Genomic DNA, 21,705 nt, shown 5'->3' with positions numbered 1-21,705 from the left:
GAAATGTTAGGCGTGCGTTTCTTTTTTTCTACCATAATGTATCTGAACCGCGGAAGTGACTGCCAAGACGGCGCGGAGAAACGACACAAACCGCGCCTGGAGTTCAACGAGGAGGTAGCGAGTGGCAATAGCTATTATCATCGGCACACACGGGGCTGCAGCGGAACAACTGCTGAAAACGGCGGAGATGCTATTGGGCGAGCAGGACAACGTCGCCTTTATAGACTTCGTTCCCGGTGAGAATGCCGAAACGTTAATCGTCAAATACAACGAAAAAATCAGTGGGTTGGATACCAGCGGCGGCGTGCTGTTCCTGGTGGATACCTGGGGCGGCAGCCCGTTCAACGCCGCCAGCCGCATTGCGGTCGACAAAGAAAACTATGAGGTCGTCACCGGGGTCAACATCCCGATGCTGGTGGAAACCTTCATGGCGCGGGACGACAACCCCGCTTTCGATGAACTGGTGGCGCTGGCGTTGGAAACCGGCCGAGAAGGCGTGAAAGCGCTGAAAAAACCGCAGGAAGAACCCGCAAAACCCGCGGCGCCCGTCGCCAAAGCCGCTGCCCCTCAGGCGCCGCTGGGGCCGAACGACCACATGAAAATCGGCCTGGCGCGCATCGATGACCGCTTGATTCACGGCCAGGTCGCCACCCGCTGGACCAAAGAGACCAACGTCAGCCGCATTATCGTCGTCAGCGATGAAGTCGCCGCCGATCATGTGCGAAAAACTCTGCTGACCCAGGTTGCCCCGCCGGGCGTCACCGCCCACGTGGTGGACGTGGCGAAGGCCATCCGCGTGTGGAACAACCCCAAATACGCCAATGACCGCGTGATGCTGCTGTTTACCAATCCGACCGACGTCTGGCGTCTGGTGGAAGGCGGCGTGGATATTCAATCCGTCAATATCGGCGGCATGGCGTTCCGCCAGGGGAAAACCCAGGTGAACAACGCCGTTTCCGTCGATGAAAAAGATATCGAAGCGTTTAAGAAACTGAACGATCGCGGTATCGAGCTGGAGGTGCGTAAGGTCTCGTCCGACAGCCGGCTAAAAATGATGGACCTGATTAACAAACTCAATTAGTGGCGCCAGCCGCTGATTATTTTACTCAGAGCTTTTTTGGTCATAGGAGAAGTGCAATGGAGATCACCACTCTTCAGATTGTGCTGATATTTATCGTTGCCTGTATCGCCGGGATGGGTTCCGTCCTCGACGAGTTCCAGTTCCACCGTCCGCTGGTCGCCTGTACCCTGATCGGCTTCATTCTCGGCGATATGAAAACCGGCATCATCATCGGCGGTACGCTGGAAATGATCGCCCTCGGCTGGATGAACATCGGTGCGGCGGTCGCGCCGGATGCCGCCCTGGCGTCCATCATCTCGACCATCCTGGTCATCGCCGGCGGGCAAAGCGTCGGCGCCGGTATCGCCCTGGCCATTCCGCTGGCGGCGGCCGGCCAGGTGTTAACCATCATCGTGCGAACCCTCACCGTGGCCTTCCAGCACGCAGCGGACAGCGCGGCGGAGCGCGGCAGCCTGCGCGCCATCAGCTGGATCCATGTCGGCGCCCTGCTGCTGCAGGCAATGCGTATCGCCATCCCGGCGGTCATCGTCGCCATCTCGGTGGGCACCGCCGGGGTGCACGCCCTGCTCAACTCGATCCCGGAAGTGGTCACCAGCGGCCTGAACATCGCCGGCGGCATGATCGTGGTGGTCGGTTACGCGATGGTGATTAACATGATGCGCGCCGGCTACCTGATGCCGTTCTTCTATCTCGGTTTCGTTACCGCCGCCTTCACCAACTTCAACCTGGTGGCGCTCGGCGTCATCGGCGTGGTGATGGCCGTGCTGTATATCCAGCTCAGCCCGAAATACAACAAGTCTCAGGTTGTCCAGGCCGGCCCGGCTAACGCGAACGATCTCGATAACGAACTCGACTAGGAATAGGTGAGAGAAATGGTTGATACAACTGCTCAAAAGAAACTCACGCCGGCCGATATTCGCGGCGTATTCCTGCGTTCGAACCTGTTCCAGGGTTCATGGAACTTCGAACGCATGCAGGCGCTGGGTTTTTGCTTCTCGATGGTGCCGGTGATCCGTCGCCTGTATCCGGAAAACAATGACGATCGCAAACAGGCGATCAAGCGTCACCTGGAGTTCTTCAACACCCACCCTTACGTGGCGGCACCGGTACTCGGCGTGACCATGGCGATGGAAGAGCAACGCGCCAACGGCGCACCGATCGACGACGCCGCAATCAACGGCATCAAGGTTGGTTTGATGGGGCCGCTGGCGGGCGTCGGTGACCCGATCTTCTGGGGCACCGTGCGACCGGTATTCGCCGCGCTTGGGGCGGGCATCGCCATGAGCGGCAGCCTGCTCGGACCGATCCTGTTCTTCGTGCTGTTCAACCTGGTGCGCCTGCTGACCCGCTATTACGGCGTGGCCTACGGTTACCGTAAAGGGGTGGACATCGTCAACGACATGGGCGGCGGCTTCCTGCAGAAACTGACGGAAGGGGCGTCCATTCTCGGCCTGTTTGTCATGGGCGCGTTGGTGAACAAGTGGACGCACGTGAATATCCCGCTGGTGGTGTCCAAGATCACCGACCAGACAGGACATACCAACGTCACCACGGTGCAGACCATCCTCGACCAGCTGATGCCGGGCCTGGTGCCGCTGCTGTTGACCTTCGCCTGTATGTGGCTGCTGCGTAAAAAAGTCAATGCGCTGTGGATCATCATCGGCTTCTTCGTCATCGGTATCTTTGGCTATTGGATTGGCCTGCTGGGCCTGTAATCGTTCGAAACGGCCGGGGGGCAACCCCCGGCTTTTTTATGTGTGGAGCAAGAGATGTCACTGACCGACGCCGTACTGATGCTGTTTATCGCCCTGCTGTTGCTGTATTCGCTGTACGACGAATTCGGCATGGATCTGCTGAAAGGCAAAACGCGGCTCAAAGTGCCGCTCAAACGCCGCAACCGCCTCGACAGCCTGATTTTCGTCGGCCTGATCGCCATTCTGATTTACCGTAACGTCACCGCCAACGGCGCGCTATTAACCACTTATCTGCTTATTTCTTTGGCGCTGCTCGCCATCTATATTGCTTATATCCGCTCGCCCAAAATGGTGTTTAAAGCGCACGGTTTTTTCTTCGCCAATGTTTTTGTCGAATATAACCGCATTAAAGCCATGAATTTATCGGAGGACGGCATTCTGGCCATCGACCTGGAGCAGCGCCGGCTGTTGGTTCAGGTGACGCACCTGGATGACCTGGAGAAGATATACAATTTTTTCGTTGATAATCAATAAATAAAGGGGAATTAATTTTATTCTCGCTCAAACCTTGCGCTGTCTGTGGATAATTAATCGGCAGCGCCATTTCATTTCTGACTATTATTTCTGCAACATTGTTACCCGCGTCTACATTATATTCCCACATGAACTCAGATTAATGAAAACGAGTCTCAATTAAGAACAAAAATCGCGCCAGAATAAAGTTGTCGGTACCGGAAATAATATGGTATGGTTGCGCCGTCATTGGGGAGTAGCCGGTTTCTGGAGAATAAAACGCCAGAAACGCCCGTATCAACATACTCGTTTCGCCGTATGAAACGTGGTGCGGGCAGCCAGGTAAGGTTGGCGAGACCATAGACACGTAACTCCGTCGTTTGGTTGGGGGTGGGTTACGTGTATATGGAGCCACCCGGCCGAGGCTATTTCACATGAACCTTTCAGCAACGCTTATTCTCGCTTTCGGCATGTCCATGGATGCGTTCGCCGCTTCTATCGGCAAAGGCGCCAGTCTGCATCAGCCCCGTTTCCGCGAAGCGATCCGCACCGGCCTAATCTTCGGCGTGGTCGAAGCAATCACCCCGCTCATCGGTTGGGCCATCGGCCTGTTCGCCAGCCAATACATCATGGAATGGGATCACTGGGTCGCCTTCTCGCTGCTGTTCATTCTCGGCATGCGCATGATTGTCGAAGGGGTGCGCAACAGGCCCGACGAAGAAGAGAAGGTCAAACGCCACGGCTTCTGGATATTGGTGGCCACCGCTATCGCGACCAGCCTGGACGCCATGGCGATCGGCGTCGGTCTGGCCTTCCTGCAGGTGAACATCGTGCACACCGCAATGGCCATCGGCTGCGCCACCATGATCATGGCAACGTTGGGCATGATGATCGGCCGCTTTATCGGCCCGCTGCTGGGCAAACGCGCCGAAATCCTCGGCGGCGTGGTGTTGATCGGCATCGGCGTCAACATTCTGCTGGAGCACCTCGGCTACCTGGCCTGAGGCGACCGAACTGCAAAAAAACCTGCCGCGGCAGGTTTTTTTGTTTCTGAGTTCAAGGCCTCTTAAGCGCGACGTCGGTACAACGCCAACACGAAATCCGTCTCGCACACAAACTCGCCGCCCTCCGCCAACCGCTGTTGCACCTCCGGCGTAGCGCGCCAGGCGAACGGCGTCATCTGCAGCAGATTGGCGGCCTGCGCGCCCGGTAGGGTCATCGTATAGGCCAGCGCCTCTTTGCGCTCGCAGTCGAATCCGTCGAACTGTTCATCCTGTTCGGCATGCAGCTGCACCTGCTGGTACACCTGCTCTTTCAGCTGGTACAGATGACGCGGGCCCGGCGAAACCGTCAGCACCACGCCGCCCGGCTTCACTACCCGCGCCAGCTCCTCCGCCTTGCAAGGCGCATAAATGCGCAAGACCGCGTCCAACGCCCCGTCGGCGAACGGCAAACGGTGACTGGAGGCGACGCAGAACGAGACCGCCGGATAACGTTTGGCGCCATAACGGATCGCCACCTTGGCGACATCCAGCCCATAGACCGCCATATTGCGCTCCTGAGCCAGCCGTGCGGCCACGGCTGCGGTGTAATACCCTTCCCCGCAGCCTATGTCCAATAACGCGCCTGAATCGGCCGCCAGCGCCGAATCCAGCCACTCGGCTACCTGCGCTTGCAACGGCTGATAATATCCACCGTCGAGAAACGCGCGCCGTGCCTGCATCATTTCCGCGCTGTCTCCCGGCTGCTTCGATCGTTTGTGCTGCACCGGCAGCAGATTGACGTAGCCTTCTTTGGCTTGATCGAACTGATGATTGCCGTCACAACGCCAGTGTTGTGATGAAAAATACAGCGGTTGATGACACAGGGGGCATTGATAAGACATGAATGGGCTTCCAGAAAGACAGGGCGCGGCTAGTCTAAAGAAGGCGTCGGCTTGATGCAAGGCGCATCCCCGCTCGCTTTCGCCGCCAACAACACCTGGCCAAGCGGGGAAAAAGCTGGCTACACTGAGAGTCTGTTTTCTCATGCAGGTGAACATAACTTATGAGCGATCGTTCCGCGCTGCTCGATGCGGTGCCCCACATTCAGCACGGCTTCGGCAGCAAACTCGCGCTGCTGCCCGGGCATCTGCTGCCCTACAGCGCCACGCTGCCGGAAAAAAAACAGGTGCACGGCACCCGCATCGTCGATGTGCTGCAGCCGGCGCAGGCATGCGGCGAGGCCGATGGTTTCTATACTCGCCAGCCCGGCATTCTGCTCACCGTACTGACGGCGGACTGTTTGCCGGTGCTGTTCAGCCGCCGTGACGGCAGCGCCATCGCTGCGGTACACGCCGGCTGGCGCGGGCTGCTGGACGGCATTCTGGAACAGATGGCAGCACGCATTCGCCAGGACGGCGACACCGCCGATTGGGTCGCCTCCATCGGCCCTGCCGCCGGCCCGTGCTGCTACGAAGTCGATGAAGCGCTGGTGGAGAGTTTTAAACAGCGCCTGCCGCTGCCCGCCACGCTGATCAGCCCGCATTACCGGCATCTCGATTTGGCCGCAATTGCCGAATACAAGCTGGCGGCGCTCGGCTTCGCCGCCGTTGACCGCGCCGGCAGTTGCACCATCTGCACGCCGGACGTCGACCCACAGCGGCCGCAGCGCTTCAAATACACCAGCTATCGCCGCAACAGCCACCGGCGCGCGCAGGATCCGACGCATCCGGGGATCAAAGGCCGCAACCAGTACGCCGGCATCATCATCGCCGCCGGATGACGGAAACGAAAAAGCCCGCGCGAAGGCGGGCTTTTTGTACAGCTGACGCTGATTAGATAGCAGTAACGTTTACTGCAGATGGACCTTTCTGGCCATCTTGGATTTCGAACTCAACGTTCTGGCCTTCAGCCAGGGTTTTGAAGCCGTTACCCTGGATTGCAGAGAAGTGTACGAACACATCTTTGCTGCCGTCAGCCGGGGTGATGAAACCGAAACCTTTAGACTCGTTGAACCACTTAACTTGACCTTTGATCTTTGCCATCTTGAGTATTTCCTTTGGATTGTTTAAACCGCCCGAGGGCGTTACATAGACAAACTAGAGTCGTTACTGCTTGAGGCACTAAGATAAGGATCGGCAGAGAAGCGGTATTCAACGCTAACGTCTTTACTCAGAACTTCTTTACTGAAAATGCCACACATATACAGAACTGTACCTCGTTTTACCCAGATGCGTTATCACATACTCTGTATGCGATGGCAAGCCATTTTTAGTCACTGAACGACATGTCGCACATATTTGAAACGGTCGAGCGCAACATTTGCTTAAATAGGCCAAAAGATGTTGAAGCATCGGCTATTTTCTGCTTGCCAAAATCACTGCGCCAGACCCCGCATTCTGCTGGAGTTTTAACAAAACTTTCATCGTATTGACGCCTTTGCGTCTCATCATTTCCGCTTTTTTGCCGCTTATAGCGTTAAAAAATTTGAATCTTTATGGAATTTGATATGCAACATCTGAATATCGATGAACGGGGGCCAATTTATTCATCGCTCCTCCGACCATTTACCGCCGGAAAGCCCATTCATCATCGGCTTTCCGCCCTGCCGCCAAACGGCGCGGGCGAGAACGGCGCACGGGTCGGCGGCAACGTCTCCGCCCTGCACAACGGATGCATAAGCATGCAAAGCGCCGGCACATCTTCCGCTGCCTGTGATTTCATCATAAATAATCCGAATGTCATTAACCTCAATAGCCGGAATAATCTTATCAATAACGAAAGTTCAACGTTGAATTAAATCCTGAAAACACGGGGGTTATTTGAATCACCACCCGCACTTATCAATTCTGCTAATTACAGCTGCGCTTTCAAACCATTGACTTTATTCATCCCGCTGCGCCGCCGGGTGATTAGGTAACGCAGGCGATGAGCCCTGCAACGCGATGCGCTCGCCAATCTTCAGCGGGAGGAATTGATGCTGCTCCAACCCCGCCTCGCTCAGGGCCAGGTTCAGCTGCTGCGGCGGTTCGTCCAGCGATTCATCCGCCAGTTCGAATACTCCCCAATGGATGGGAATAGCTCGCGGCTGATTCAGCTCGCGATACAGCGCCACCGACTGCTGCGGATCCATATGCTGCTCCTGCATAAACCAGCGCGGCGCATAGGCGCCGATCGGCAGCGCAGCCACGTCGAACGGCCCCAGCCGTTGACCGATCTCCGCCAGCCGTTCCGAATAACCGCTGTCGCCGGAAAAATAAAACCGTAGCGCCGGATGGTGGATCACCCACCCGCACCACAGCGAGCGATTGCGATCCCACAGCGTGCGCATGCTCCAGTGCCGCGCCGGCGTGGCGTAGACCGTCAGCTCGCCCAGTGACAGGCTCTGCCACCAGTCCAGTTCATGCACCTTCAGCCGGTAGCGGCGAAACCAGCGCTTCAACCCCAACGGCACGATGAACTCGGCCTGTGGGAAACGCCGCGCCAATTGCCGCACCGTGCGCCTGTCGAGGTGGTCATAATGGTTATGGGAGATCAGCACCACATCCACCGCCGGCAGTTGCCCCACCGTCAACGGCGGCGGCGTTCTGCGCTTTGGGCCGTAAAAGCTCAGCGGCGATGCACGTTCGGACAATACCGGATCGATCAGGATATAGCGGCCACTCAATCGCAATAGCATCGAGGCATGCCCCAACCACCAGACGCTGTCGTCGCTGCCACTGAGATCGGCAGGTTGCCACCAGCGCTGGGTAAATTGCGCATAACCCTGCTGCGGCGGCCTGGGCAGCCCCTGCCGCTTGCGTTCATCTTGCCAACGCCGAAGATCGCCCTCCTGACGCCGCGAAGGTTCCAGGTTGCGAAATCCCTCCGGCGTATGATGCGCCTTGGCCGCGTCGTAATAACGGTTGATTCTTTTCATCCTGCCTTTTCTCCCGACCACAGCGCCCTGCACGGGCATGACTTTCAGTGTAACAAACCCGATGAAGCTCGCACTTTGTCAGCCGTGCGCTGCATCTCGGGACCTTTTGCCGTATGCTGTTGTCTCACTCCGGTGGAAAGCCAGGGCCGCCAAGAGCCCGTTAAGACTCTCTTAAGATCTTTGTGATTGACTTGTAGGGCATACAGAAAAGGAGAAGTTATGAGTCGTTCTACATCCCGCAAATCAGGCATCGGCCTGGGGCGTCGTATTCGCAGCGCGCTGCTGGCGCAGAAGCAATACTGGAAAATGTATTTCGCCATGAAGCTGCGCCGGCTGCGCGTGCCTGCACCGTTGGTACTGCTGGGCGGTTCGCTGCTTGGGTTCTTCATGCTGACTCTGCTGATGCTCAGCGTAGTCGCCATCGACGTTATCAGCACCCTGCTGCTGCTGTGCCGGAAACTGTTGGGGCGGGGTCACGGTGAGAGCCGCGCCTTTATGCCGCGCGGCTAACGAGAAAAGAAGCGGAGGCGGGCAATACGCCTCCGCAGCACGCAGATTAACGCTTGGCGCCTTTGCGGCGCGTCAGCATGAACCCGCACCACAGCACCGCAACCCATACCGGCATCAGCAACACCGAAATGCGGATCCCTTCGCTGAAATACATGATCACCAGAATCAGGCCGAGGAACGCCAGGCACAGGTAGTTGCCGAACGGATACCACAGCGCCTTAAAGCTGGGGATGACGCCCTGGCGGTTCTTGGCGGCACGGAACTTCAGATGCGCCAGGCAGATCATCACCCAGTTGATCACCAATGTTGACACCACCAGCGCCATCAGCAGCTCAAACGCCTTGCCGGGCATCAGGTAGTTGATCAGCACGCCGATCGAAGTAATCAACGCCGACAGCGCGATGGACAGCACCGGCACGCCGCGTTTATTCACGCGCGTCAGCACCTGCGGCGCATTGCCCTGGCTGGCCAGCCCGAACAGCATGCGGCTGTTGGCATAAACGCCGCTGTTGTAGACCGACAGCGCGGCGGTCAATACCACTACGTTGAGCACCGTTGCCACCAGATTGCTGTTCAGCGCATGGAAGATCAGCACGAACGGGCTGCCGCCCTCCACCACTTGCCCCCACGGATAGAGCGAAAGCAGCACGGTCAGCGAGCCGATATAGAAGATCAGGATGCGGTACACCACCTGATTGGTGGCTTTGGGAATGCTGCGGCGCGGATCGGCGGCTTCCGCCGCGGTGATGCCGACCATCTCCAGCCCGCCGAACGAGAACATGATCACCGCCATCGCCATCACCAGCCCGGAGAAGCCGTGCGGCATAAAGCCGCCCTGCTGCCAGAGATTGGTGATGCTGGCCTGCGGCCCGCCGTTACCGCTGGCCAACAGCCAGGCGCCGAAGACGATCATGCCGACAATCGCCACTACCTTGATGATGGCGAACCAGAATTCGGTTTCGCCGTACAGGCGCACATTCACCAGGTTAATCAGGTTGATCAGCACGAAAAACAGCGCGGCGGAGGCCCAGGTGGGGATCTCCGGCCACCAGTACTGAATGTAGATGCCGACGGCGGTCAATTCCGCCATGCCGACCAGAATGAACATTGCCCAGTAGTTCCAGCCGGAAAGGAAGCCGGCGAAATCGCCCCAGTATTTATAGGCAAAGTGACTGAAAGAGCCGGCGACCGGCTCCTCCACCACCATTTCACCCAGCTGGCGCATGATTAAAAACGCGATAAAACCGCCGATGGCGTAGCCCAGCAGCACGGCGGGGCCGGCCATTTTAATGGTTTGCGCAATGCCGAGAAATAAACCGGTACCGATGGCGCCCCCGAGGGCAATAAGCTGTATGTGTCTGTTTTTTAAACCGCGTTTTAGCGGAGTATCCTGATGCTGACCGCCCATCTTATCCTCATATGGCGTATACCCTTGCCGCTATCGGCCAAGATTTCACCAATCAATAAATGTATCTGCGGGCGGCTTTTTAACACTTAACCCCGTGAGCATCAAGGAGAAGCGCCCCGAGACGGCAGGCCGGAGCGCGATTTTTTTACCGCGAGAAAGCGGATAACGGCAGCGTTTAGCCAGGCATACCGCACAGTTTGGTCAGATTGCGCGCGCCGATCATCAGCGTGGCGACATAAGATTGGCTACGCGTGACCACTTCCACCGCCACGCGATCGTTTTGATATTTTATCAGGTAGGTCGAGGGCCAGCCCTGACGGCGCTGGCCGAAGCTTTCGGCATGACGATCGATCGCCGCATGGGCAATCACCAGATGAGACAAGTTTTTATCACCTTTGATAATGCGCTTCATAAACAGCCTCCGCCAACGACAGCTCTGTTATTAGAAAAAGGAGAAACTCTTACCAATCACCGGTATTGTTCGACTCAGTTAGCCTGTCGGCTCATCAGGAAGCAGATCATCGCCGCGCGCAGCGGGCTGGCGCTGTCCGCCTGCCATTCACCGCCCTGAGTGCTCATGCGCGCCTGCCACTGCGGGCTGTCGCTTTGGTTGTCGGGGTTCAGACTGATTTTGTTGGCGCAAATGATCGGCCAGGCATCGGAGGGATTCTTGCAGTAATCTTTACCTTTCACACCACCGTAGGGATACCACTTGTCCGGGTTCTCTCCGGTCAGCAGCGCAATGCTGCGGTTCACTTCGGCATCGCTTTCTTCGTACCATTTAATCATCGGCTTCATCCATCTTTCGTAAGGTTCGCGCTACATTACGATGTCTGTACGACAGTTTTATGACAGCGCCGCCGGTTTTCACATTATCTCTACTAATGCTTTGTGCCCTTTATCTTTCCTTAGCGTCTGCGTAAACTTTTCTCCCTGTTCAGCGCCCGGAGTACGCATGCATGTTGACCGGCCTTAACCATCTGACGCTCGCCGTCAGCAATCTCGATCGCAGCTTCGATTTTTATCGGCATCTGTTGGGATTTATCCCGCACGCCCGCTGGCAAGGCGGCGCCTATCTGTCGTTAGGGCCGTTGTGGCTATGCCTGTCGCTGGATGAAGCGCGCATGCAACAACGCGAGCGCGATTACACCCATTACGCCTTCAGCGTCGCGCCGGAACACATTGAGCAGGTCAGCGAGCGGTTGCGCCAGGCCGGCGTCGAAGAGTGGAAAAGCAATCGCAGCGAAGGCGAATCACTCTATTTTCTCGATCCCGATGGGCATCAATTGGAGATCCATGCCGGCGATTTGGCCAGCCGCCTGGCGGCATGCCGGGAAAAGCCGTATCAGGGCATGGTGTTTTACTGAGGCGCCCCGGCGACGCTGCCGTCGGCCGGGGCATCATGCTCAACGTTCGGGGATGAAACCTTTGAAATCCAGCGCGGGGTTGAGATCGTCGTCAGCAGCAGCGGCGCCGTCTGCGCCGGCGCGGTGCGCCATACGCTTCAACAGCGCCGTTTGCTGGCGTTGTTGCTCGGCAATCTCCTGCAGCAGGCGAATCTGCTCATTGGCGCGCACGCTGGCGCGATTCACCAGGAACCAGACCCACAGCCCGGCCAGCAACGCCACGGCGGCGAGGGCCAGCGACAACAGGCCGTTCTGGCCAAAACCTAAATCGTACATGGACAACCCTATCTACTGCGAAATTCAGGCCGCCATCTTAACACTCGCGGCGGCCGTGCGAACATCCCTGCCAAAAATTGCTTACCAGGGCACGAAGCGGGTCACCGAACAGATGCCCAACGCAAAATTTCCACCATCGTCGCAATAGCTGTCCAGCGCCAGCAGGTAGAAAAACAGGCAGGCAGCGACGGCCGTCATTATCACGAGGATTTTTTTTCGCAACAAATTTAGCAGCCTCATTGTTATCTTGGTAATCTATCGCGCATGTTATCACAGCGAAGTTAAACGAAGTTTAACTTTCCGTTTAGATTTCTGGCTATCGCCCGGTTTTCAGACTGTTACCCTTGCCCTCGCATAGGCGCCGTGGCTAGATGAACCCTCAGGGATAACGAGGAAATACGATGAGCAAATTGATTAAGTGGGTATTGGTGTTGGCGGTCATTTACGGCGGCTTTTTGATCTCGGGCTACGGCGTGCTGATCGGCAGCAACAAAAACGTTGGCGGGTTGGGGTTGCAGTGCAAATACCTGACGGCGCGCAACGTGGCGATCGCCCAGTACGTGAATGGCGACAACGGTTTCATCGGCGTAGCCGACTGCCCGCTGTTCAAGAAAATCGAAACGGTGGTGGATTAACCGCCACCGCCCGACGCCGCCGCTTTGCGGCGGCCCCGCCTCAGTTGCGGGTAAACTTCATCTCGATCAGCGCAATCGCCTTGTCAATCGCTCGGCGGGTCACCGGATCGGCGCCGGCAGGATGCGTGGAGAAATCGATGCTTTTGAGCTGACCCGCCATCTTGTCGCGCACTTCGGTCGGCGCAATCACGTCGATAACGTCCAGAATCTGTTTGATGACCAGTTGGCAAGCGACCAGATCGGAAGCCAGTTCCTGCTCGTTGCTCAGCATGTCAGACATAATAAATTTCCTTCTTGATTCAAACGCCGCACAGAATAGCATGGCGTCCGCGCCATTGCCCGCACTCCCCGTCTTTTTCCCCATTCTGCGCACCGGCGGGCAAAAGCCTGCGGCGGATTGGCCTATACTTGCTGCATGGCGGTGGTAAAAACCACCCGCAAGCCACAACCAACAGGAGAAAGTTATGGCGAATCACAATGTGAAATCCTGGGCGACAGTGCGTGAAACTTCGGTGGAAATCGCCGAAGCCATTTTTGAGCTGGCAGGGAACGATGAAGTGTTGGCGCAGAAAATCTGGGAAGAAGGCAGTGATGAGGCGTTGGAAAAGGCCTTTGCCAAAACCACCGCCGACCAGCTTTATTGGGGAGAGGAAACCGTCGAGCGGAAAAACGTTTGAGCGGTTACGCAACAAAAAGCCCGGGTTTCTGACCCAGGCTTTCCCGATTAGCGCTCGCCCCGCTCAGCGGCGTGCATGTCTTCTTGCTCTCACGGTTCTTCACCTCCCACACCTTCCGCATTCTTCATGCTCATCACCGGCGTCGCCATAAAAGCGCCGACGCCCACGATTACAACCAGAGTAATAATCACTGTCATTAACATGCGATCACCCCATCAACGTTGAGTTGTTACGGCTGACTCTGTTTTGGCGGTTCTTGCTGCGGCTTTCTTTGCGTCCCCCACCGCGGCGGCGACAGTCTCAGATTAGCCGTTTTTCCTTTCGGCTGACAAGCGGCGGTCAAACGGTTTTTCCGAATAATTGCCCCCGTCACCGGCGGCATTTTTGTCGACGGCGGCAAGTTGTGTATACTTCACCGCTATGTAGGTCTCACACTGACGCACTGATGATACAAGAACACCACCTCTCGTTGGTCTGCGCCCTCAGCAAATGGGTCGAAACTCACCTCGGACGAGTGATCCATCTCGAAGAGCTGGCCGAGTACTCCGGCTACTCGCTGTGGCACATGCAGAAGCTGTTCAAAGAAGCGACAGGGATTTCGCTCGGTAAATACATTCGCGAACGCCGTCTGGCCGGCGCGGTCTATCAACTGCGCAGCAGTGAAGCGTCGATCTTCGACATCGCCCTGGACTTTGGCTTCGGTTCACAGTCCCACTTCACCTACATGTTCAGAAAGCGTTTTAATATCACACCCTATGATTTCCGCCAGGATTTGAGCGTTGATCTGCACATCGATCCGCCGTTGCACGTCATTCACCAAAAATCCGCCTGAAGCCCGCCGCAAATCGGCGGGTTAACGCGCCCCCCAGACCGCCAGCATCGCGATCGCGGCCGGCAGCGCCTGCACCCACAGAATTTTGCGGCTGGCGCTCAACCCGCCGAACACCCCGGCCGCCAGCACACACCCGAGAAAGAACAGCTGCAGTGCCATATCCCCACGCCAGTAACTCCATACCAACCCCAACGCCAGAAAGCCGTTGTACAACCCCTGATTGGCGGCCAACACCCGCGTGGCTGCGGCGAACTCCGCCGTTGTGCCGAATGCGCGCCTGCCGAGGGGCGTACGCCACAGGAACATTTCCAGCACCAGGATATAAAGATGGAGCGCTGCGATGAGCAGCAGCAAAATATCGGCAAAGAACTTCATGATGGTTCCAGTCGTTTATTGAAGATGCCATCAATTATAAACGCCTTCGCTCACCTCCCCATCGGCGGAGATAAAAAAACCCGCCGAAGCGGGTTTATGCAGGAGTCATTTTTTGAGGTTAGTTTAATACGGCGACCAACAATGCCGCGACAGAGACCCAAAACAGCGCCGTGGCAACCACGACATGGGACAATCTTGCACGATAAAGTACCTGGCTCATAATGACCTCACTGACATCTGACTAACGGGAGACAACCTGACTTCCTGAGGATTATCCTAAACTTCTTCTCACTGTCGTTATATGCGCCAGATCACTTTTCCGCCGAGAAACCTTATATTGTCGTAAAGCTGGAGCCGCGATCACATTAATTACGCCTTATTAGAGCGAAATAAGCCGAATAATCGCGGCGATTATATCCTAACGCTATCAAACATCGTTCCAGGGCAGGCGCGGTGCGGTCATGCGCTCACCAGAATAACCGCTAACCGGCGGGAAACGCGGCGCGCCTTGTTCCCAATCATGCTGAGCCCGAGTAATTTCAGCCTTGGTATGGCCAACGAAATTCCACCAGATAAGGATCTCTTCGTTTAATGGCGCCCCACCGATGAGTAATCCCCGGCTCCCCTTCCGTGCATTTAACCCAATAGAGTTATTCTTTATGCCCAAATAGGCGAATTCATCAGGTGAAAAGGTTTCACCATTAAGTTCAAATGCACCAATAAGGGGCAAAAAGCCGATTTCATAATCATCGCGCAACGGCAATTCGATTCTTGCCGCTTCTTCCCATTCCAGATCAATGGCGATTAATGGCGAAAGAGTGAACACCGGTGAACAATAAGCGCCAAATTCCCCAACCAACAAACGATGATTCACGCCGTTATTCTGCCACTGCGGCAAGTCAGGATAATGATCGAAGCGTGGTGCCATGTCGGCATGTTCGGCCGGCAGCGCGATCCATAATTGCGCAGCATGCAATCGCCGTTGCTCACCCACCGACTGTTCCGTATGCGCAATGCCGTGCCCTGCGGTCATCAGGTTAACCTGACCCGGGCGAATCACCTGCTCACTGCCGAGGCTGTCTCGGTGCAGCACCTCACCTTCTATCATCCAGGTGAACGTTTGCAGCCCGGTGTGCGGATGCGGCCCCACATCCATGCCGGGCGAAGTGCCGTTGAATACCGTCGGCCCGGCGTGATCGAGAAAACACCAGGCGCCGACGGTGCGCCGCTCCCGGGTTGGCAACGCGCGGTTGATCGGAATGCCCCCCACTTCGGCGTTACGCACGGCAATACGTTGTATCTGGCGCACGCCGTCAACGACGGGGCACTCGCGTGAAGGTGAAGAGAGCGTAGGACGTGGCTGACTCATCGCAAAGACCTCCTGAATGGCGCCGATTCGCCAAGGGTACCCGCCCAAGCTTAACACAGGACAGCTCCCCCGCAGAGCGGCGACGTGCAGGCACGTTCGCGCGGTTCAGGGGGCTTTGATATAGCAGCTCTTGATGTCTATATCGTCATGCGCGTGCCTGAGATCGGAGAAATAGGTCACGCCAAAGAGAATTGATACCACCAGCAGCACGGACACCAACAGGCCGATGATCGCCAGCAGTTTGGTTTCATCATGGAGATTAGGCTCCATTTTATCTCCCCTAGTTAATCGCGTCAGGTCACCCACAGCGTGACCGCCAGCGTAAAGATAATCAGTGAGCAGGACGCCACCGCCAATACGACGATCGCAAATTGCGCATCACCCAAGGTTTCTCGATAATTTTTATCCGTTGAGGCGTTACGCTCTTGTTTCACTAAATCAGTTTTCACTCGTTCAACTGCTGCATTGCTGTTTGACGGGGCAAAACATCCCCTCAGAATAAGGCGCCAACGTCGCTGACTTGGTCGCTCCGGCCTCAACCGGGGGATGACGCTATCAATTTTCCCCATCAGGGTCAACACCGCGCCTGCCGGCGAGCGAGCAAGTACACAGGGGAGATGTAACTGGCATGGAGAACGCAAGGAAATAAGAGACGCCGATTGCAGAGGGCAAAAAAAAGCCCGGTACGTGACCGGGCCAGGGTAGACCGACGCGTTATTGCGGGATACGCAACACCTGCCCCGGATAAATCTTGTCCGGGCTCGACAGCATCGGCTTGTTGGCTTCGAAAATCTTGTTGTACAGATTGGCGTTGCCGTACATCTCTTTCGAGATCGCGCTCAGCGTATCGCCCTTCTTCACGGTATAGAAGCGGCTCTCGGCGTCGGATTGCGCTACCGCCACCTTGTCTTCCACACCGCTGATACCCGCCACGTTGCCGATAGCCACCAGGATCTTCTCTTTTAACTCCTGGCTGACGGCGTCGCCGGTCACTACGGCTTTACCATCGACCACCTGCACATTCACTTTGTCGGTGCCCGGCAGGCCGCTCTTATCGAGATGCTCCTTGAGTTTGGCGCTTTGATCTTCGGCGGAGGCATTGCCGGTGACTGTATCCCACAGTTTTTCGCCCGCTTCTTTGACGAAGTTAAACAAGCCCATATTCACTCCTTTTGATGGTTGCAGTAATGCGTTTAAGTAAGGCTTGTTAAGCTTAGCATCGACAAAAGGATATGCCATCCGCTCACGGCGTCAGAAACGGGTAGAGTATTCCGAAAGTGTCGTCAGCGGCGTTTCCATGGCGATTAATCGTGCAATGATGCTGAAAAATCGCGCTTTTCTACCTACACTGTTGCAGACAAGGTAACTCGACGAAGGAGGCGTGCGACGATGTACGCATTGGTGATGTTTGTCTGTTATCTGGATGGCGGCTGCAGTGAAATGGTGGTCGATATATTGCGCGACGAGCCGCAATGCCTGGTCGCGATGAAGGAACAGAACTTGCGACACGCCGGCTGTTATCCCATGGAAGAGTTTATCGACGGCTTCTGGTTGCCAGCCAGCGAATATTCGGATTTTTAACCTGCTCCCCGCGCAATGCTGAGGAATTTCTGATTTCATCGGAAACTTCGTCTTCCTCTGAGGCATAAGGCCGCTGTTTTGCTAAATTGCGGCTCCCGAAGAAGAGAGAGACAGAGAAAGGTCATGCCAGCATCGGCTCATTCCAACGAGCAATATGAAACTCTGCTGCGCGACGTCAGCCTGGCGTTAGGCGACGCAGTGTTGCAGTTAATCCAAAAACATAAAAAGGTATCCGGCGGCAATATTCTTTCACAGCTGGTGACAGAGATAGAGCGAGAGCAGGATCAGCAACGTTTCGTCGCACTGCGTTCCGCCATTGAACTGGTCGGGCTGGCGCCCAAAGGCTGAGATCCCGATAAAACAAAGGCAGGGCTTGCGCCCTGCCTGATTACCAATCCCGACACAGGATGAAGGTAATGAAATTGCAGATTAGAAACGATACGTCAGGCTGACGGCAACGATATCATCGTTGGCCAGTTTCAGTTTGTTATCGTCGCTCAGCTGGTTGATTTGATAATCGACGTAGGTGTACATATTTTTGTTGAAGTAGTAAGTCGCCCCCACTTCCACGTATTTCACCAGGTCGGCATCACCGATCCCTTCGATATCCTTGCCTTTGGACTGCACGTAGGCCACGGAAGGACGCAGGCCGTTCTCGAATTGATACTGAGCCACCACTTCGAAGTTTTGTGTTTTATTGGCGAAGCCGGAAGTGCCGTTGACGCTGATCGGCGTCATGTTACGGGTTTCGGCATACATCGCAGCCAGGTAAACCTGGTTGGCGTCGTATTTCACCGCGGTGGTCCAGGCGGTAGCGCTGTCACCCTTGCCATACTGCAGCGCTTTCTGAGCGCTGGTGCGGTTGGAATCGGAGAACGCCGCCGCTACGCCGATGCCGGAACCGCCGATATCCTGGTAGTCCAGAGACAGGCCGTAACCGTCGCCGTTTTGCTTGGTCACGCTGCGGCCGTCACCGTCGTTTTTACCCTGATACTGCACAGCCAGGTTCAGGCCTTCCACCAAACCGAAGAAATCACGGTTGCGGTAGGTGGCCAAACCGTTGGAACGGGCGGTCATAAAGTTATCGGTATAGCTGTAGGAGTCGCCGCCGAATTCCGGCAGCATGTCGGTGTAAGCCTCGGCGTCATACACCACGCCGTAGTTACGGCCGTAGTCGAAAGAACCGTAGTTGCCGAATTTCAGCCCCGCGAAGCCCAGACGCGTTTTGGTGCCGGCGGTGCCCTGCGCTTCGTCGTGATTGGCCTGGACGTTGTATTCCCACTGGCCGTAGCCCGTCAACTGGTCATTGATTTGCGTTTCGCCTTTGAAGCCCAGGCGAACATAGGTCATATCACCGTCGTTGGACTTACTGTCGCTGAAATAATGCTTGGCGTTAACGCGGCCGTACAGGTCGAGTTTATTGCCATCCTTATTGTAGATTTCAGCCGCGTTGGCAAAGGAGGTGATCGCCCCGAGGGCGACAGCTAAGGCTAATACACTGCGTTTCATCATTTATTTTCCTAGATATTATAATTAGAACCCTGCCCGTCACGCCCAATTTATAATTTGGGCTGTGATTTTATCTTTTGGTATTTTATGAGCTCCCCTAATGCCGGGGTGATGTGACATTAGCATCATGAATCAAAACTTAAAATCAAAAAGTTCATGAAACAACGAGGAGAAAGCATGTTTATGTGTAACTAAATATTACAAAAAAGAAATCACTCAACCCATTGAATATAAGAATTTTTTATCACATAAGTTATAACCAAAACGGTGCAATGCACCATTATAGTGCAATTCAGTTTCGTTTTGCGTGCTTTCTGCGCGATTCAAAAGTAACAACAAGATTAGCATGGTTATTAAAAACGTTACTTATTTCACATTTTTATCTTAACAAACTCACCAGGTAATTAAGGCTTTCAGATAACGACCTGGCACTGCCTTCTATTCATTCGCATAAAGACGCGGATTAGTAACGAATAAAATTCGCCTTACGGGAATAAAAATAGCGGGAAATAGCAGATTAAAATAATGAAAGGAATAACGGCGGCGCGCTGACGGCGCCACCGTGGATAAATCAATACAGCGTAGAGCGGGAAACTTCGCTCAACAACATGCCGGCACGCAGGCCCAACGCCACGCTGGGGTTAGGGAACAGTATCCACGCCCCCTCCTGGCCCACGCGATAGTCCTCCTGCGGCTGCTCGCACAGCAACATACCCGGTTGCAGTTCGGTGAAGTTGGCCGTGTCATCGTCCAGATGCAGTTTGAAATCTTCGCTGTGCTTGATCAACGAGTGCATCACACGAAAAACCCGAATCTCGGCGCCCGCACGCGCCGGCAGCGCCCCTTCGCTGACCGCCGCCCGCAGAGCGCGATCGATGGCGGCGAACTGCTGCAGATCATTGCTGCCGAACGGCCGCGCCTTGCCCAGCTCGAGCGTACAGCTCGCCGCATTGAGATGTTCGCTGGAGTAATGGCTAAAAGTCCCGCCCGGCGCACTGTGTACCACCAACGCATCCAGATCGGCGGCATCCAGCAGCTTCAACATCGGCTCACTGTACGGGCGTTTCTGAAAGGGCAGAATGCCGAAACGTGGCAAACGCGATTCACGGATGGCGGTGTGCAAATCGTAATGGAAACGCGCCGCCTGCTCCCCATCGAAAAAGGCGGCGAGCGCACGCTCCAACTGCTGCGCGCGCACGGTTTCGCCACTGGCGGCGAAGTTGCGGTAGCGGCCGCCGAACATGCGGTTCATGTCGCTGTGCAGATAACGCTTGCCGGCTCGCATCGCCGCCGGGTTGCCCAGCACCACCAACAGTCGCACCGTCAGCGGCAACCGGCCGGCAAGGAGATCGCCGACCAGCTGATTGAGCAGTTCAATCGGCGCGGTTTCATTGCCGTGCACGCCCGCCGACATCACCATCGCCTGGCGGTAAGGCTGTCGTGGCGTAAGCTCCAGCACCCCTTCCCCCTGCCAGCGCCACCGCAGCTGCGGTGTTTCACCTTGCCATTCGACGGGTTCGGTCCCTTCCAGCGTCAGGGGCAGTAGATCGATCATGCTGCCTCCCTTAGCGTTGGAACGGATAAATGGCGCCGAGACCGAGGATCGACGTCAGCGCATCCAGCGCCTCGCGCCCTTCGCGCAGCAGCAGCGGATCGGCCAGGTCATCCTGCGTCAGGCGGTCGCGGTAATGACGATCGACCCACTCGTTCAACGTTGCGAACAGCCGATCGTTCATCATCACGCGCGGATTGACCGCTCTCAACTCTTGTTCGTTGAGCGCCACCCGCAACCGCAGGCAGGCAGGGCCGCCGCCGTTGCGCATGCTTTCACGCAGGTCGAACACGCGGATTTCATCGATAGGGCCGCCGCTGCCGACCATGTCGTTGAGGTAACGCCACACGCCGGCGTGCTGACGCGACTCCTCCGGCACGACGATCATCATCTTGCCGTTCGGTTTGGTAAGAATTTGGCTGTTGAACAGATAGGTCGCCACCGCGTCCGCTACCGAGACGCGCTCTGTCGGCACTTCGATCGCTACCAGCTCGCTGTCCAGCGTCGCCATCTTGCGGCGCACTTCATCCAGCGCCTGTTGCTGGCGGTAAAACGCCTGCTGATGATGGAACAGCACGTTCTGGTTGCTGACCGCAATCACGTCGTTATGGAACACGCCCTGATCGATCACCGCCGGGTTTTGCTGCACGAAGACCGTATGCTGTTCATCCAACTGGTGCAGGCGAGCGATCGCCTCGCCGGCTTCGCGCGTCTGGCGCGCCGGATAACGCGCCGGCGCCGTTTCGCCGCCGAACTCCTGACGCCCATAGACGAACACCTGCACGCTGCGCTTAGCGTAATCACCGCCCAGACGGTTATGGTTGGCCGCCCCTTCGTCGCCGAACAACGCCACCTGCGGCAGCGCCTCGTGGTGGGCGAAATGCCGATCGTCGCTGAACATCGCCCGCAATACGGCGGTGGTGGTTTCCGCTTCGATGGCGCGGTGGAATTTGTTGTTCAGGTTGGCGGCGGTGAAGTGCACCTTGCCGTCGGCGCTGTCCGCCGAAGGCGAGACGGTGGCCGCATTGGCGGTCCACATGCAGGACGCCGAGCTGAGCGCCGACAGCAAGCGCGGCGACTGACGCATCGCCTGCGCCAGCACCGCCTCATCGCTGCCGCTGAAACCCAGGCGACGCAGCATCGGCAAATGCGGCCGCTCCTGCGGCGGCAAGACCCCTTGCTGGAAACCGAGATCGGCCAGCGCCTTCATTTTCAGCAAACCTTGTTTCGCCGCCAGCTTCGGGTTCGATACGCTGTTTTGATGCTGTGTCGACGCCTCGTTGCCGAACGACAGCCCGGCATAGTGGTGCGTCGGCCCCACCAAACCGTCGAAATTGACTTCATATCCTGACATGTTCATCCCCTGGGGATAGCGTGCGGCAGCGCCA

32 protein-coding genes and 1 riboswitch are annotated in these 21,705 nt (G+C 56.4%); of the genes, 14 read left to right on the top strand and 18 right to left on the bottom strand.

What is annotated here, in order from left to right; all coding sequences use genetic code 11:
* The first annotated feature begins 121 nt into the window (after window positions 1-121).
* The 5 genes from manX to mntP all read left to right on the top strand — a co-directional run bounded on the left by manX (window position 122) and on the right by mntP (window position 4,292).
* Window positions 122-1,081, top strand: coding sequence for a PTS mannose transporter subunit IIAB (gene manX / locus ACJ8QF_RS12980; RefSeq protein WP_004927601.1), 960 nt, complete (start codon window positions 122-124; stop codon window positions 1,079-1,081).
* Window positions 1,082-1,137: 56 nt separating this feature from the next.
* A complete protein-coding gene (locus ACJ8QF_RS12975) occupies window positions 1,138-1,938 on the top strand; it encodes a PTS mannose/fructose/sorbose transporter subunit IIC (protein ID WP_015378156.1) in 801 nt (266 codons plus the stop codon).
* Window positions 1,939-1,953: 15 nt separating this feature from the next.
* On the top strand, window positions 1,954-2,796 hold the full coding sequence (locus ACJ8QF_RS12970; protein WP_015378157.1) for a PTS mannose transporter subunit IID: 843 nt from the start codon (window positions 1,954-1,956) through the stop codon (window positions 2,794-2,796).
* Window positions 2,797-2,850: 54 nt separating this feature from the next.
* Window positions 2,851-3,309 (top strand): DUF986 family protein, encoded by a 459-nt coding sequence (locus ACJ8QF_RS12965; RefSeq protein WP_004927610.1) that lies wholly within the window; start codon window positions 2,851-2,853, stop codon window positions 3,307-3,309.
* Between the two features lie 218 nt (window positions 3,310-3,527).
* Window positions 3,528-3,711: riboswitch (yybP-ykoY riboswitch) on the top strand.
* Between the two features lie 11 nt (window positions 3,712-3,722).
* Window positions 3,723-4,292 carry a manganese efflux pump MntP gene (gene mntP, locus ACJ8QF_RS12960; RefSeq protein WP_004927615.1) on the top strand — a complete coding sequence of 190 codons (570 nt, stop codon included), beginning with the start codon at window positions 3,723-3,725 and terminating at the stop codon, window positions 4,290-4,292.
* 62 nt (window positions 4,293-4,354) lie between these two features.
* Here the strand turns inward: mntP and rlmA are convergent, their stop codons facing one another.
* Window positions 4,355-5,173, bottom strand: a complete 819-nt coding sequence (rlmA, locus tag ACJ8QF_RS12955) for a 23S rRNA (guanine(745)-N(1))-methyltransferase (RefSeq protein ID WP_131164785.1) — start codon at window positions 5,171-5,173, stop codon at window positions 4,355-4,357.
* Window positions 5,174-5,334: 161 nt separating this feature from the next.
* Here rlmA and pgeF point away from each other — a divergent pair, with 161 nt between their 5' ends.
* Window positions 5,335-6,051, top strand: a complete 717-nt coding sequence (gene pgeF, locus ACJ8QF_RS12950) for a peptidoglycan editing factor PgeF (RefSeq protein WP_440484262.1) — start codon at window positions 5,335-5,337, stop codon at window positions 6,049-6,051.
* Window positions 6,052-6,103: 52 nt separating this feature from the next.
* On the opposite strand, the gene cspE is transcribed toward pgeF, so the two are convergent.
* Window positions 6,104-6,313 (bottom strand): transcription antiterminator/RNA stability regulator CspE, encoded by a 210-nt coding sequence (gene cspE, locus ACJ8QF_RS12945; RefSeq protein ID WP_002221949.1) that lies wholly within the window; start codon window positions 6,311-6,313, stop codon window positions 6,104-6,106.
* A 41-nt stretch (window positions 6,314-6,354) separates the two neighbouring features.
* A complete protein-coding gene (locus tag ACJ8QF_RS12940; protein ID WP_002211058.1) occupies window positions 6,355-6,471 on the bottom strand; it encodes a DUF2627 domain-containing protein in 117 nt (38 codons plus the stop codon).
* Window positions 6,472-6,777: 306 nt separating this feature from the next.
* Here ACJ8QF_RS12940 and ACJ8QF_RS12935 point away from each other — a divergent pair, with 306 nt between their 5' ends.
* Window positions 6,778-7,068 (top strand): hypothetical protein, encoded by a 291-nt coding sequence (locus ACJ8QF_RS12935; protein ID WP_152733810.1) that lies wholly within the window; start codon window positions 6,778-6,780, stop codon window positions 7,066-7,068.
* 84 nt (window positions 7,069-7,152) lie between these two features.
* Here the strand turns inward: ACJ8QF_RS12935 and ACJ8QF_RS12930 are convergent, their stop codons facing one another.
* The gene (locus tag ACJ8QF_RS12930; protein WP_015378161.1) at window positions 7,153-8,187 is read right to left on the bottom strand and encodes an MBL fold metallo-hydrolase; all 1,035 of its coding nucleotides are present in this window, start codon (window positions 8,185-8,187) and stop codon (window positions 7,153-7,155) included.
* Between the two features lie 219 nt (window positions 8,188-8,406).
* Here ACJ8QF_RS12930 and ACJ8QF_RS12925 point away from each other — a divergent pair, with 219 nt between their 5' ends.
* Entirely contained in the window at window positions 8,407-8,697 is a 291-nt protein-coding gene (locus ACJ8QF_RS12925) for a hypothetical protein (RefSeq protein WP_004927675.1), read from the top strand.
* 46 nt (window positions 8,698-8,743) lie between these two features.
* Here the strand turns inward: ACJ8QF_RS12925 and ACJ8QF_RS12920 are convergent, their stop codons facing one another.
* From ACJ8QF_RS12920 to ACJ8QF_RS12910, 3 genes are all read right to left on the bottom strand, one after another.
* Window positions 8,744-10,105 carry an amino acid permease gene (locus tag ACJ8QF_RS12920; RefSeq protein ID WP_004927677.1) on the bottom strand — a complete coding sequence of 454 codons (1,362 nt, stop codon included), beginning with the start codon at window positions 10,103-10,105 and terminating at the stop codon, window positions 8,744-8,746.
* Between the two features lie 175 nt (window positions 10,106-10,280).
* Complete coding sequence (locus ACJ8QF_RS12915) at window positions 10,281-10,517, bottom strand: DUF4060 family protein (RefSeq protein ID WP_004927680.1); 237 nt, start codon at window positions 10,515-10,517, stop codon at window positions 10,281-10,283.
* A 74-nt stretch (window positions 10,518-10,591) separates the two neighbouring features.
* The gene (locus ACJ8QF_RS12910; protein ID WP_004927682.1) at window positions 10,592-10,894 is read right to left on the bottom strand and encodes a phage protein NinX family protein; all 303 of its coding nucleotides are present in this window, start codon (window positions 10,892-10,894) and stop codon (window positions 10,592-10,594) included.
* Between the two features lie 170 nt (window positions 10,895-11,064).
* Between ACJ8QF_RS12910 and fos the strand changes: the two genes are divergently transcribed.
* Window positions 11,065-11,472, top strand: a complete 408-nt coding sequence (gene fos, locus ACJ8QF_RS12905) for a fosfomycin resistance glutathione transferase (RefSeq protein WP_049186231.1) — start codon at window positions 11,065-11,067, stop codon at window positions 11,470-11,472.
* A 39-nt stretch (window positions 11,473-11,511) separates the two neighbouring features.
* On the opposite strand, the gene ACJ8QF_RS12900 is transcribed toward fos, so the two are convergent.
* Window positions 11,512-11,787, bottom strand: a complete 276-nt coding sequence (locus ACJ8QF_RS12900; protein ID WP_033640075.1) for a YebO family protein — start codon at window positions 11,785-11,787, stop codon at window positions 11,512-11,514.
* A gap of 81 nt (window positions 11,788-11,868) precedes the next feature.
* The gene (locus ACJ8QF_RS12895; RefSeq protein ID WP_004927688.1) at window positions 11,869-12,027 is read right to left on the bottom strand and encodes a PhoP/PhoQ regulator MgrB; all 159 of its coding nucleotides are present in this window, start codon (window positions 12,025-12,027) and stop codon (window positions 11,869-11,871) included.
* Between the two features lie 161 nt (window positions 12,028-12,188).
* On the opposite strand from ACJ8QF_RS12895, the gene ACJ8QF_RS12890 reads away from it, so the two are divergent.
* Entirely contained in the window at window positions 12,189-12,422 is a 234-nt protein-coding gene (locus ACJ8QF_RS12890; RefSeq protein WP_004927690.1) for a YobH family protein, read from the top strand.
* Window positions 12,423-12,462: 40 nt separating this feature from the next.
* Here the strand turns inward: ACJ8QF_RS12890 and ACJ8QF_RS12885 are convergent, their stop codons facing one another.
* Window positions 12,463-12,702 carry a DUF2766 family protein gene (locus ACJ8QF_RS12885; RefSeq protein WP_004927692.1) on the bottom strand — a complete coding sequence of 80 codons (240 nt, stop codon included), beginning with the start codon at window positions 12,700-12,702 and terminating at the stop codon, window positions 12,463-12,465.
* Window positions 12,703-12,886: 184 nt separating this feature from the next.
* On the opposite strand from ACJ8QF_RS12885, the gene ACJ8QF_RS12880 reads away from it, so the two are divergent.
* On the top strand, window positions 12,887-13,099 hold the full coding sequence (locus ACJ8QF_RS12880) for a YccJ family protein (RefSeq protein WP_004927694.1): 213 nt from the start codon (window positions 12,887-12,889) through the stop codon (window positions 13,097-13,099).
* A gap of 445 nt (window positions 13,100-13,544) precedes the next feature.
* The gene (locus ACJ8QF_RS12875) at window positions 13,545-13,931 is read left to right on the top strand and encodes a helix-turn-helix domain-containing protein (protein ID WP_004927697.1); all 387 of its coding nucleotides are present in this window, start codon (window positions 13,545-13,547) and stop codon (window positions 13,929-13,931) included.
* A gap of 21 nt (window positions 13,932-13,952) precedes the next feature.
* On the opposite strand, the gene ACJ8QF_RS12870 is transcribed toward ACJ8QF_RS12875, so the two are convergent.
* From ACJ8QF_RS12870 to lysM, 5 genes are all read right to left on the bottom strand, one after another.
* Window positions 13,953-14,306 (bottom strand): DUF1304 domain-containing protein, encoded by a 354-nt coding sequence (locus ACJ8QF_RS12870; RefSeq protein ID WP_044031053.1) that lies wholly within the window; start codon window positions 14,304-14,306, stop codon window positions 13,953-13,955.
* Between the two features lie 427 nt (window positions 14,307-14,733).
* The gene (locus ACJ8QF_RS12865; RefSeq protein WP_015378168.1) at window positions 14,734-15,675 is read right to left on the bottom strand and encodes a pirin family protein; all 942 of its coding nucleotides are present in this window, start codon (window positions 15,673-15,675) and stop codon (window positions 14,734-14,736) included.
* Between the two features lie 105 nt (window positions 15,676-15,780).
* A complete protein-coding gene (locus ACJ8QF_RS12860; RefSeq protein WP_004934557.1) occupies window positions 15,781-15,945 on the bottom strand; it encodes a hypothetical protein in 165 nt (54 codons plus the stop codon).
* 23 nt (window positions 15,946-15,968) lie between these two features.
* The gene (locus ACJ8QF_RS12855; protein ID WP_004934560.1) at window positions 15,969-16,124 is read right to left on the bottom strand and encodes a hypothetical protein; all 156 of its coding nucleotides are present in this window, start codon (window positions 16,122-16,124) and stop codon (window positions 15,969-15,971) included.
* A 265-nt stretch (window positions 16,125-16,389) separates the two neighbouring features.
* On the bottom strand, window positions 16,390-16,836 hold the full coding sequence (gene lysM / locus ACJ8QF_RS12850; RefSeq protein ID WP_015378169.1) for a peptidoglycan-binding protein LysM: 447 nt from the start codon (window positions 16,834-16,836) through the stop codon (window positions 16,390-16,392).
* A 228-nt stretch (window positions 16,837-17,064) separates the two neighbouring features.
* Between lysM and ACJ8QF_RS12845 the strand changes: the two genes are divergently transcribed.
* Together ACJ8QF_RS12845 and ACJ8QF_RS12840 are read left to right on the top strand one after the other, a co-directional pair.
* Complete coding sequence (locus ACJ8QF_RS12845) at window positions 17,065-17,256, top strand: YebW family protein (protein WP_004934567.1); 192 nt, start codon at window positions 17,065-17,067, stop codon at window positions 17,254-17,256.
* A gap of 123 nt (window positions 17,257-17,379) precedes the next feature.
* On the top strand, window positions 17,380-17,604 hold the full coding sequence (locus tag ACJ8QF_RS12840) for a biofilm development regulator YmgB/AriR family protein (protein WP_197753215.1): 225 nt from the start codon (window positions 17,380-17,382) through the stop codon (window positions 17,602-17,604).
* A gap of 81 nt (window positions 17,605-17,685) precedes the next feature.
* Here the strand turns inward: ACJ8QF_RS12840 and ACJ8QF_RS12835 are convergent, their stop codons facing one another.
* The 3 genes from ACJ8QF_RS12835 to astB all read right to left on the bottom strand — a co-directional run bounded on the left by ACJ8QF_RS12835 (window position 17,686) and on the right by astB (window position 21,671).
* Entirely contained in the window at window positions 17,686-18,768 is a 1,083-nt protein-coding gene (locus ACJ8QF_RS12835; RefSeq protein WP_015378171.1) for a porin OmpC, read from the bottom strand.
* Between the two features lie 568 nt (window positions 18,769-19,336).
* Window positions 19,337-20,320, bottom strand: coding sequence for a succinylglutamate desuccinylase (astE, locus tag ACJ8QF_RS12830; RefSeq protein ID WP_160125567.1), 984 nt, complete (start codon window positions 20,318-20,320; stop codon window positions 19,337-19,339).
* Window positions 20,321-20,330: 10 nt separating this feature from the next.
* Window positions 20,331-21,671 carry an N-succinylarginine dihydrolase gene (gene astB, locus ACJ8QF_RS12825; RefSeq protein ID WP_048323896.1) on the bottom strand — a complete coding sequence of 447 codons (1,341 nt, stop codon included), beginning with the start codon at window positions 21,669-21,671 and terminating at the stop codon, window positions 20,331-20,333.
* Window positions 21,672-21,705: the final 34 nt, after the last annotated feature.

Source organism: Serratia sp. CY81684 (genome assembly GCF_052166595.1).
Classification (GTDB): Bacteria; Pseudomonadota; Gammaproteobacteria; order Enterobacterales; family Enterobacteriaceae; genus Serratia; species Serratia nematodiphila.
Note: the sequence above shows the minus strand (reverse complement) of the source record. Positions and strands in the feature narration are given on the sequence as shown.

Coding starts and splice junctions, on each gene's coding strand:
- ACJ8QF_RS12975 (WP_015378156.1), top strand. CDS start 1,138: ATGGAGATCACCACTCTTCAGATTGTGCTGATATTTATCGTTGCCTGT.
- ACJ8QF_RS12970 (WP_015378157.1), top strand. CDS start 1,954: ATGGTTGATACAACTGCTCAAAAGAAACTCACGCCGGCCGATATTCGC.
- ACJ8QF_RS12965 (WP_004927610.1), top strand. CDS start 2,851: ATGTCACTGACCGACGCCGTACTGATGCTGTTTATCGCCCTGCTGTTG.
- mntP (WP_004927615.1), top strand. CDS start 3,723: ATGAACCTTTCAGCAACGCTTATTCTCGCTTTCGGCATGTCCATGGAT.
- rlmA (WP_131164785.1), bottom strand. CDS start 5,173: ATGTCTTATCAATGCCCCCTGTGTCATCAACCGCTGTATTTTTCATCA.
- pgeF (WP_440484262.1), top strand. CDS start 5,335: ATGAGCGATCGTTCCGCGCTGCTCGATGCGGTGCCCCACATTCAGCAC.
- cspE (WP_002221949.1), bottom strand. CDS start 6,313: ATGGCAAAGATCAAAGGTCAAGTTAAGTGGTTCAACGAGTCTAAAGGT.
- ACJ8QF_RS12940 (WP_002211058.1), bottom strand. CDS start 6,471: ATGTGTGGCATTTTCAGTAAAGAAGTTCTGAGTAAAGACGTTAGCGTT.
- ACJ8QF_RS12935 (WP_152733810.1), top strand. CDS start 6,778: ATGCAACATCTGAATATCGATGAACGGGGGCCAATTTATTCATCGCTC.
- ACJ8QF_RS12930 (WP_015378161.1), bottom strand. CDS start 8,187: ATGAAAAGAATCAACCGTTATTACGACGCGGCCAAGGCGCATCATACG.
- ACJ8QF_RS12925 (WP_004927675.1), top strand. CDS start 8,407: ATGAGTCGTTCTACATCCCGCAAATCAGGCATCGGCCTGGGGCGTCGT.
- ACJ8QF_RS12920 (WP_004927677.1), bottom strand. CDS start 10,105: ATGGGCGGTCAGCATCAGGATACTCCGCTAAAACGCGGTTTAAAAAAC.
- ACJ8QF_RS12915 (WP_004927680.1), bottom strand. CDS start 10,517: ATGAAGCGCATTATCAAAGGTGATAAAAACTTGTCTCATCTGGTGATT.
- ACJ8QF_RS12910 (WP_004927682.1), bottom strand. CDS start 10,894: ATGATTAAATGGTACGAAGAAAGCGATGCCGAAGTGAACCGCAGCATT.
- fos (WP_049186231.1), top strand. CDS start 11,065: ATGTTGACCGGCCTTAACCATCTGACGCTCGCCGTCAGCAATCTCGAT.
- ACJ8QF_RS12900 (WP_033640075.1), bottom strand. CDS start 11,787: ATGTACGATTTAGGTTTTGGCCAGAACGGCCTGTTGTCGCTGGCCCTC.
- ACJ8QF_RS12895 (WP_004927688.1), bottom strand. CDS start 12,027: ATGAGGCTGCTAAATTTGTTGCGAAAAAAAATCCTCGTGATAATGACG.
- ACJ8QF_RS12890 (WP_004927690.1), top strand. CDS start 12,189: ATGAGCAAATTGATTAAGTGGGTATTGGTGTTGGCGGTCATTTACGGC.
- ACJ8QF_RS12885 (WP_004927692.1), bottom strand. CDS start 12,702: ATGTCTGACATGCTGAGCAACGAGCAGGAACTGGCTTCCGATCTGGTC.
- ACJ8QF_RS12880 (WP_004927694.1), top strand. CDS start 12,887: ATGGCGAATCACAATGTGAAATCCTGGGCGACAGTGCGTGAAACTTCG.
- ACJ8QF_RS12875 (WP_004927697.1), top strand. CDS start 13,545: ATGATACAAGAACACCACCTCTCGTTGGTCTGCGCCCTCAGCAAATGG.
- ACJ8QF_RS12870 (WP_044031053.1), bottom strand. CDS start 14,306: ATGAAGTTCTTTGCCGATATTTTGCTGCTGCTCATCGCAGCGCTCCAT.
- ACJ8QF_RS12865 (WP_015378168.1), bottom strand. CDS start 15,675: ATGAGTCAGCCACGTCCTACGCTCTCTTCACCTTCACGCGAGTGCCCC.
- ACJ8QF_RS12860 (WP_004934557.1), bottom strand. CDS start 15,945: ATGGAGCCTAATCTCCATGATGAAACCAAACTGCTGGCGATCATCGGC.
- lysM (WP_015378169.1), bottom strand. CDS start 16,836: ATGGGCTTGTTTAACTTCGTCAAAGAAGCGGGCGAAAAACTGTGGGAT.
- ACJ8QF_RS12845 (WP_004934567.1), top strand. CDS start 17,065: ATGTACGCATTGGTGATGTTTGTCTGTTATCTGGATGGCGGCTGCAGT.
- ACJ8QF_RS12840 (WP_197753215.1), top strand. CDS start 17,380: ATGCCAGCATCGGCTCATTCCAACGAGCAATATGAAACTCTGCTGCGC.
- ACJ8QF_RS12835 (WP_015378171.1), bottom strand. CDS start 18,768: ATGATGAAACGCAGTGTATTAGCCTTAGCTGTCGCCCTCGGGGCGATC.
- astE (WP_160125567.1), bottom strand. CDS start 20,320: ATGATCGATCTACTGCCCCTGACGCTGGAAGGGACCGAACCCGTCGAA.
- astB (WP_048323896.1), bottom strand. CDS start 21,671: ATGTCAGGATATGAAGTCAATTTCGACGGTTTGGTGGGGCCGACGCAC.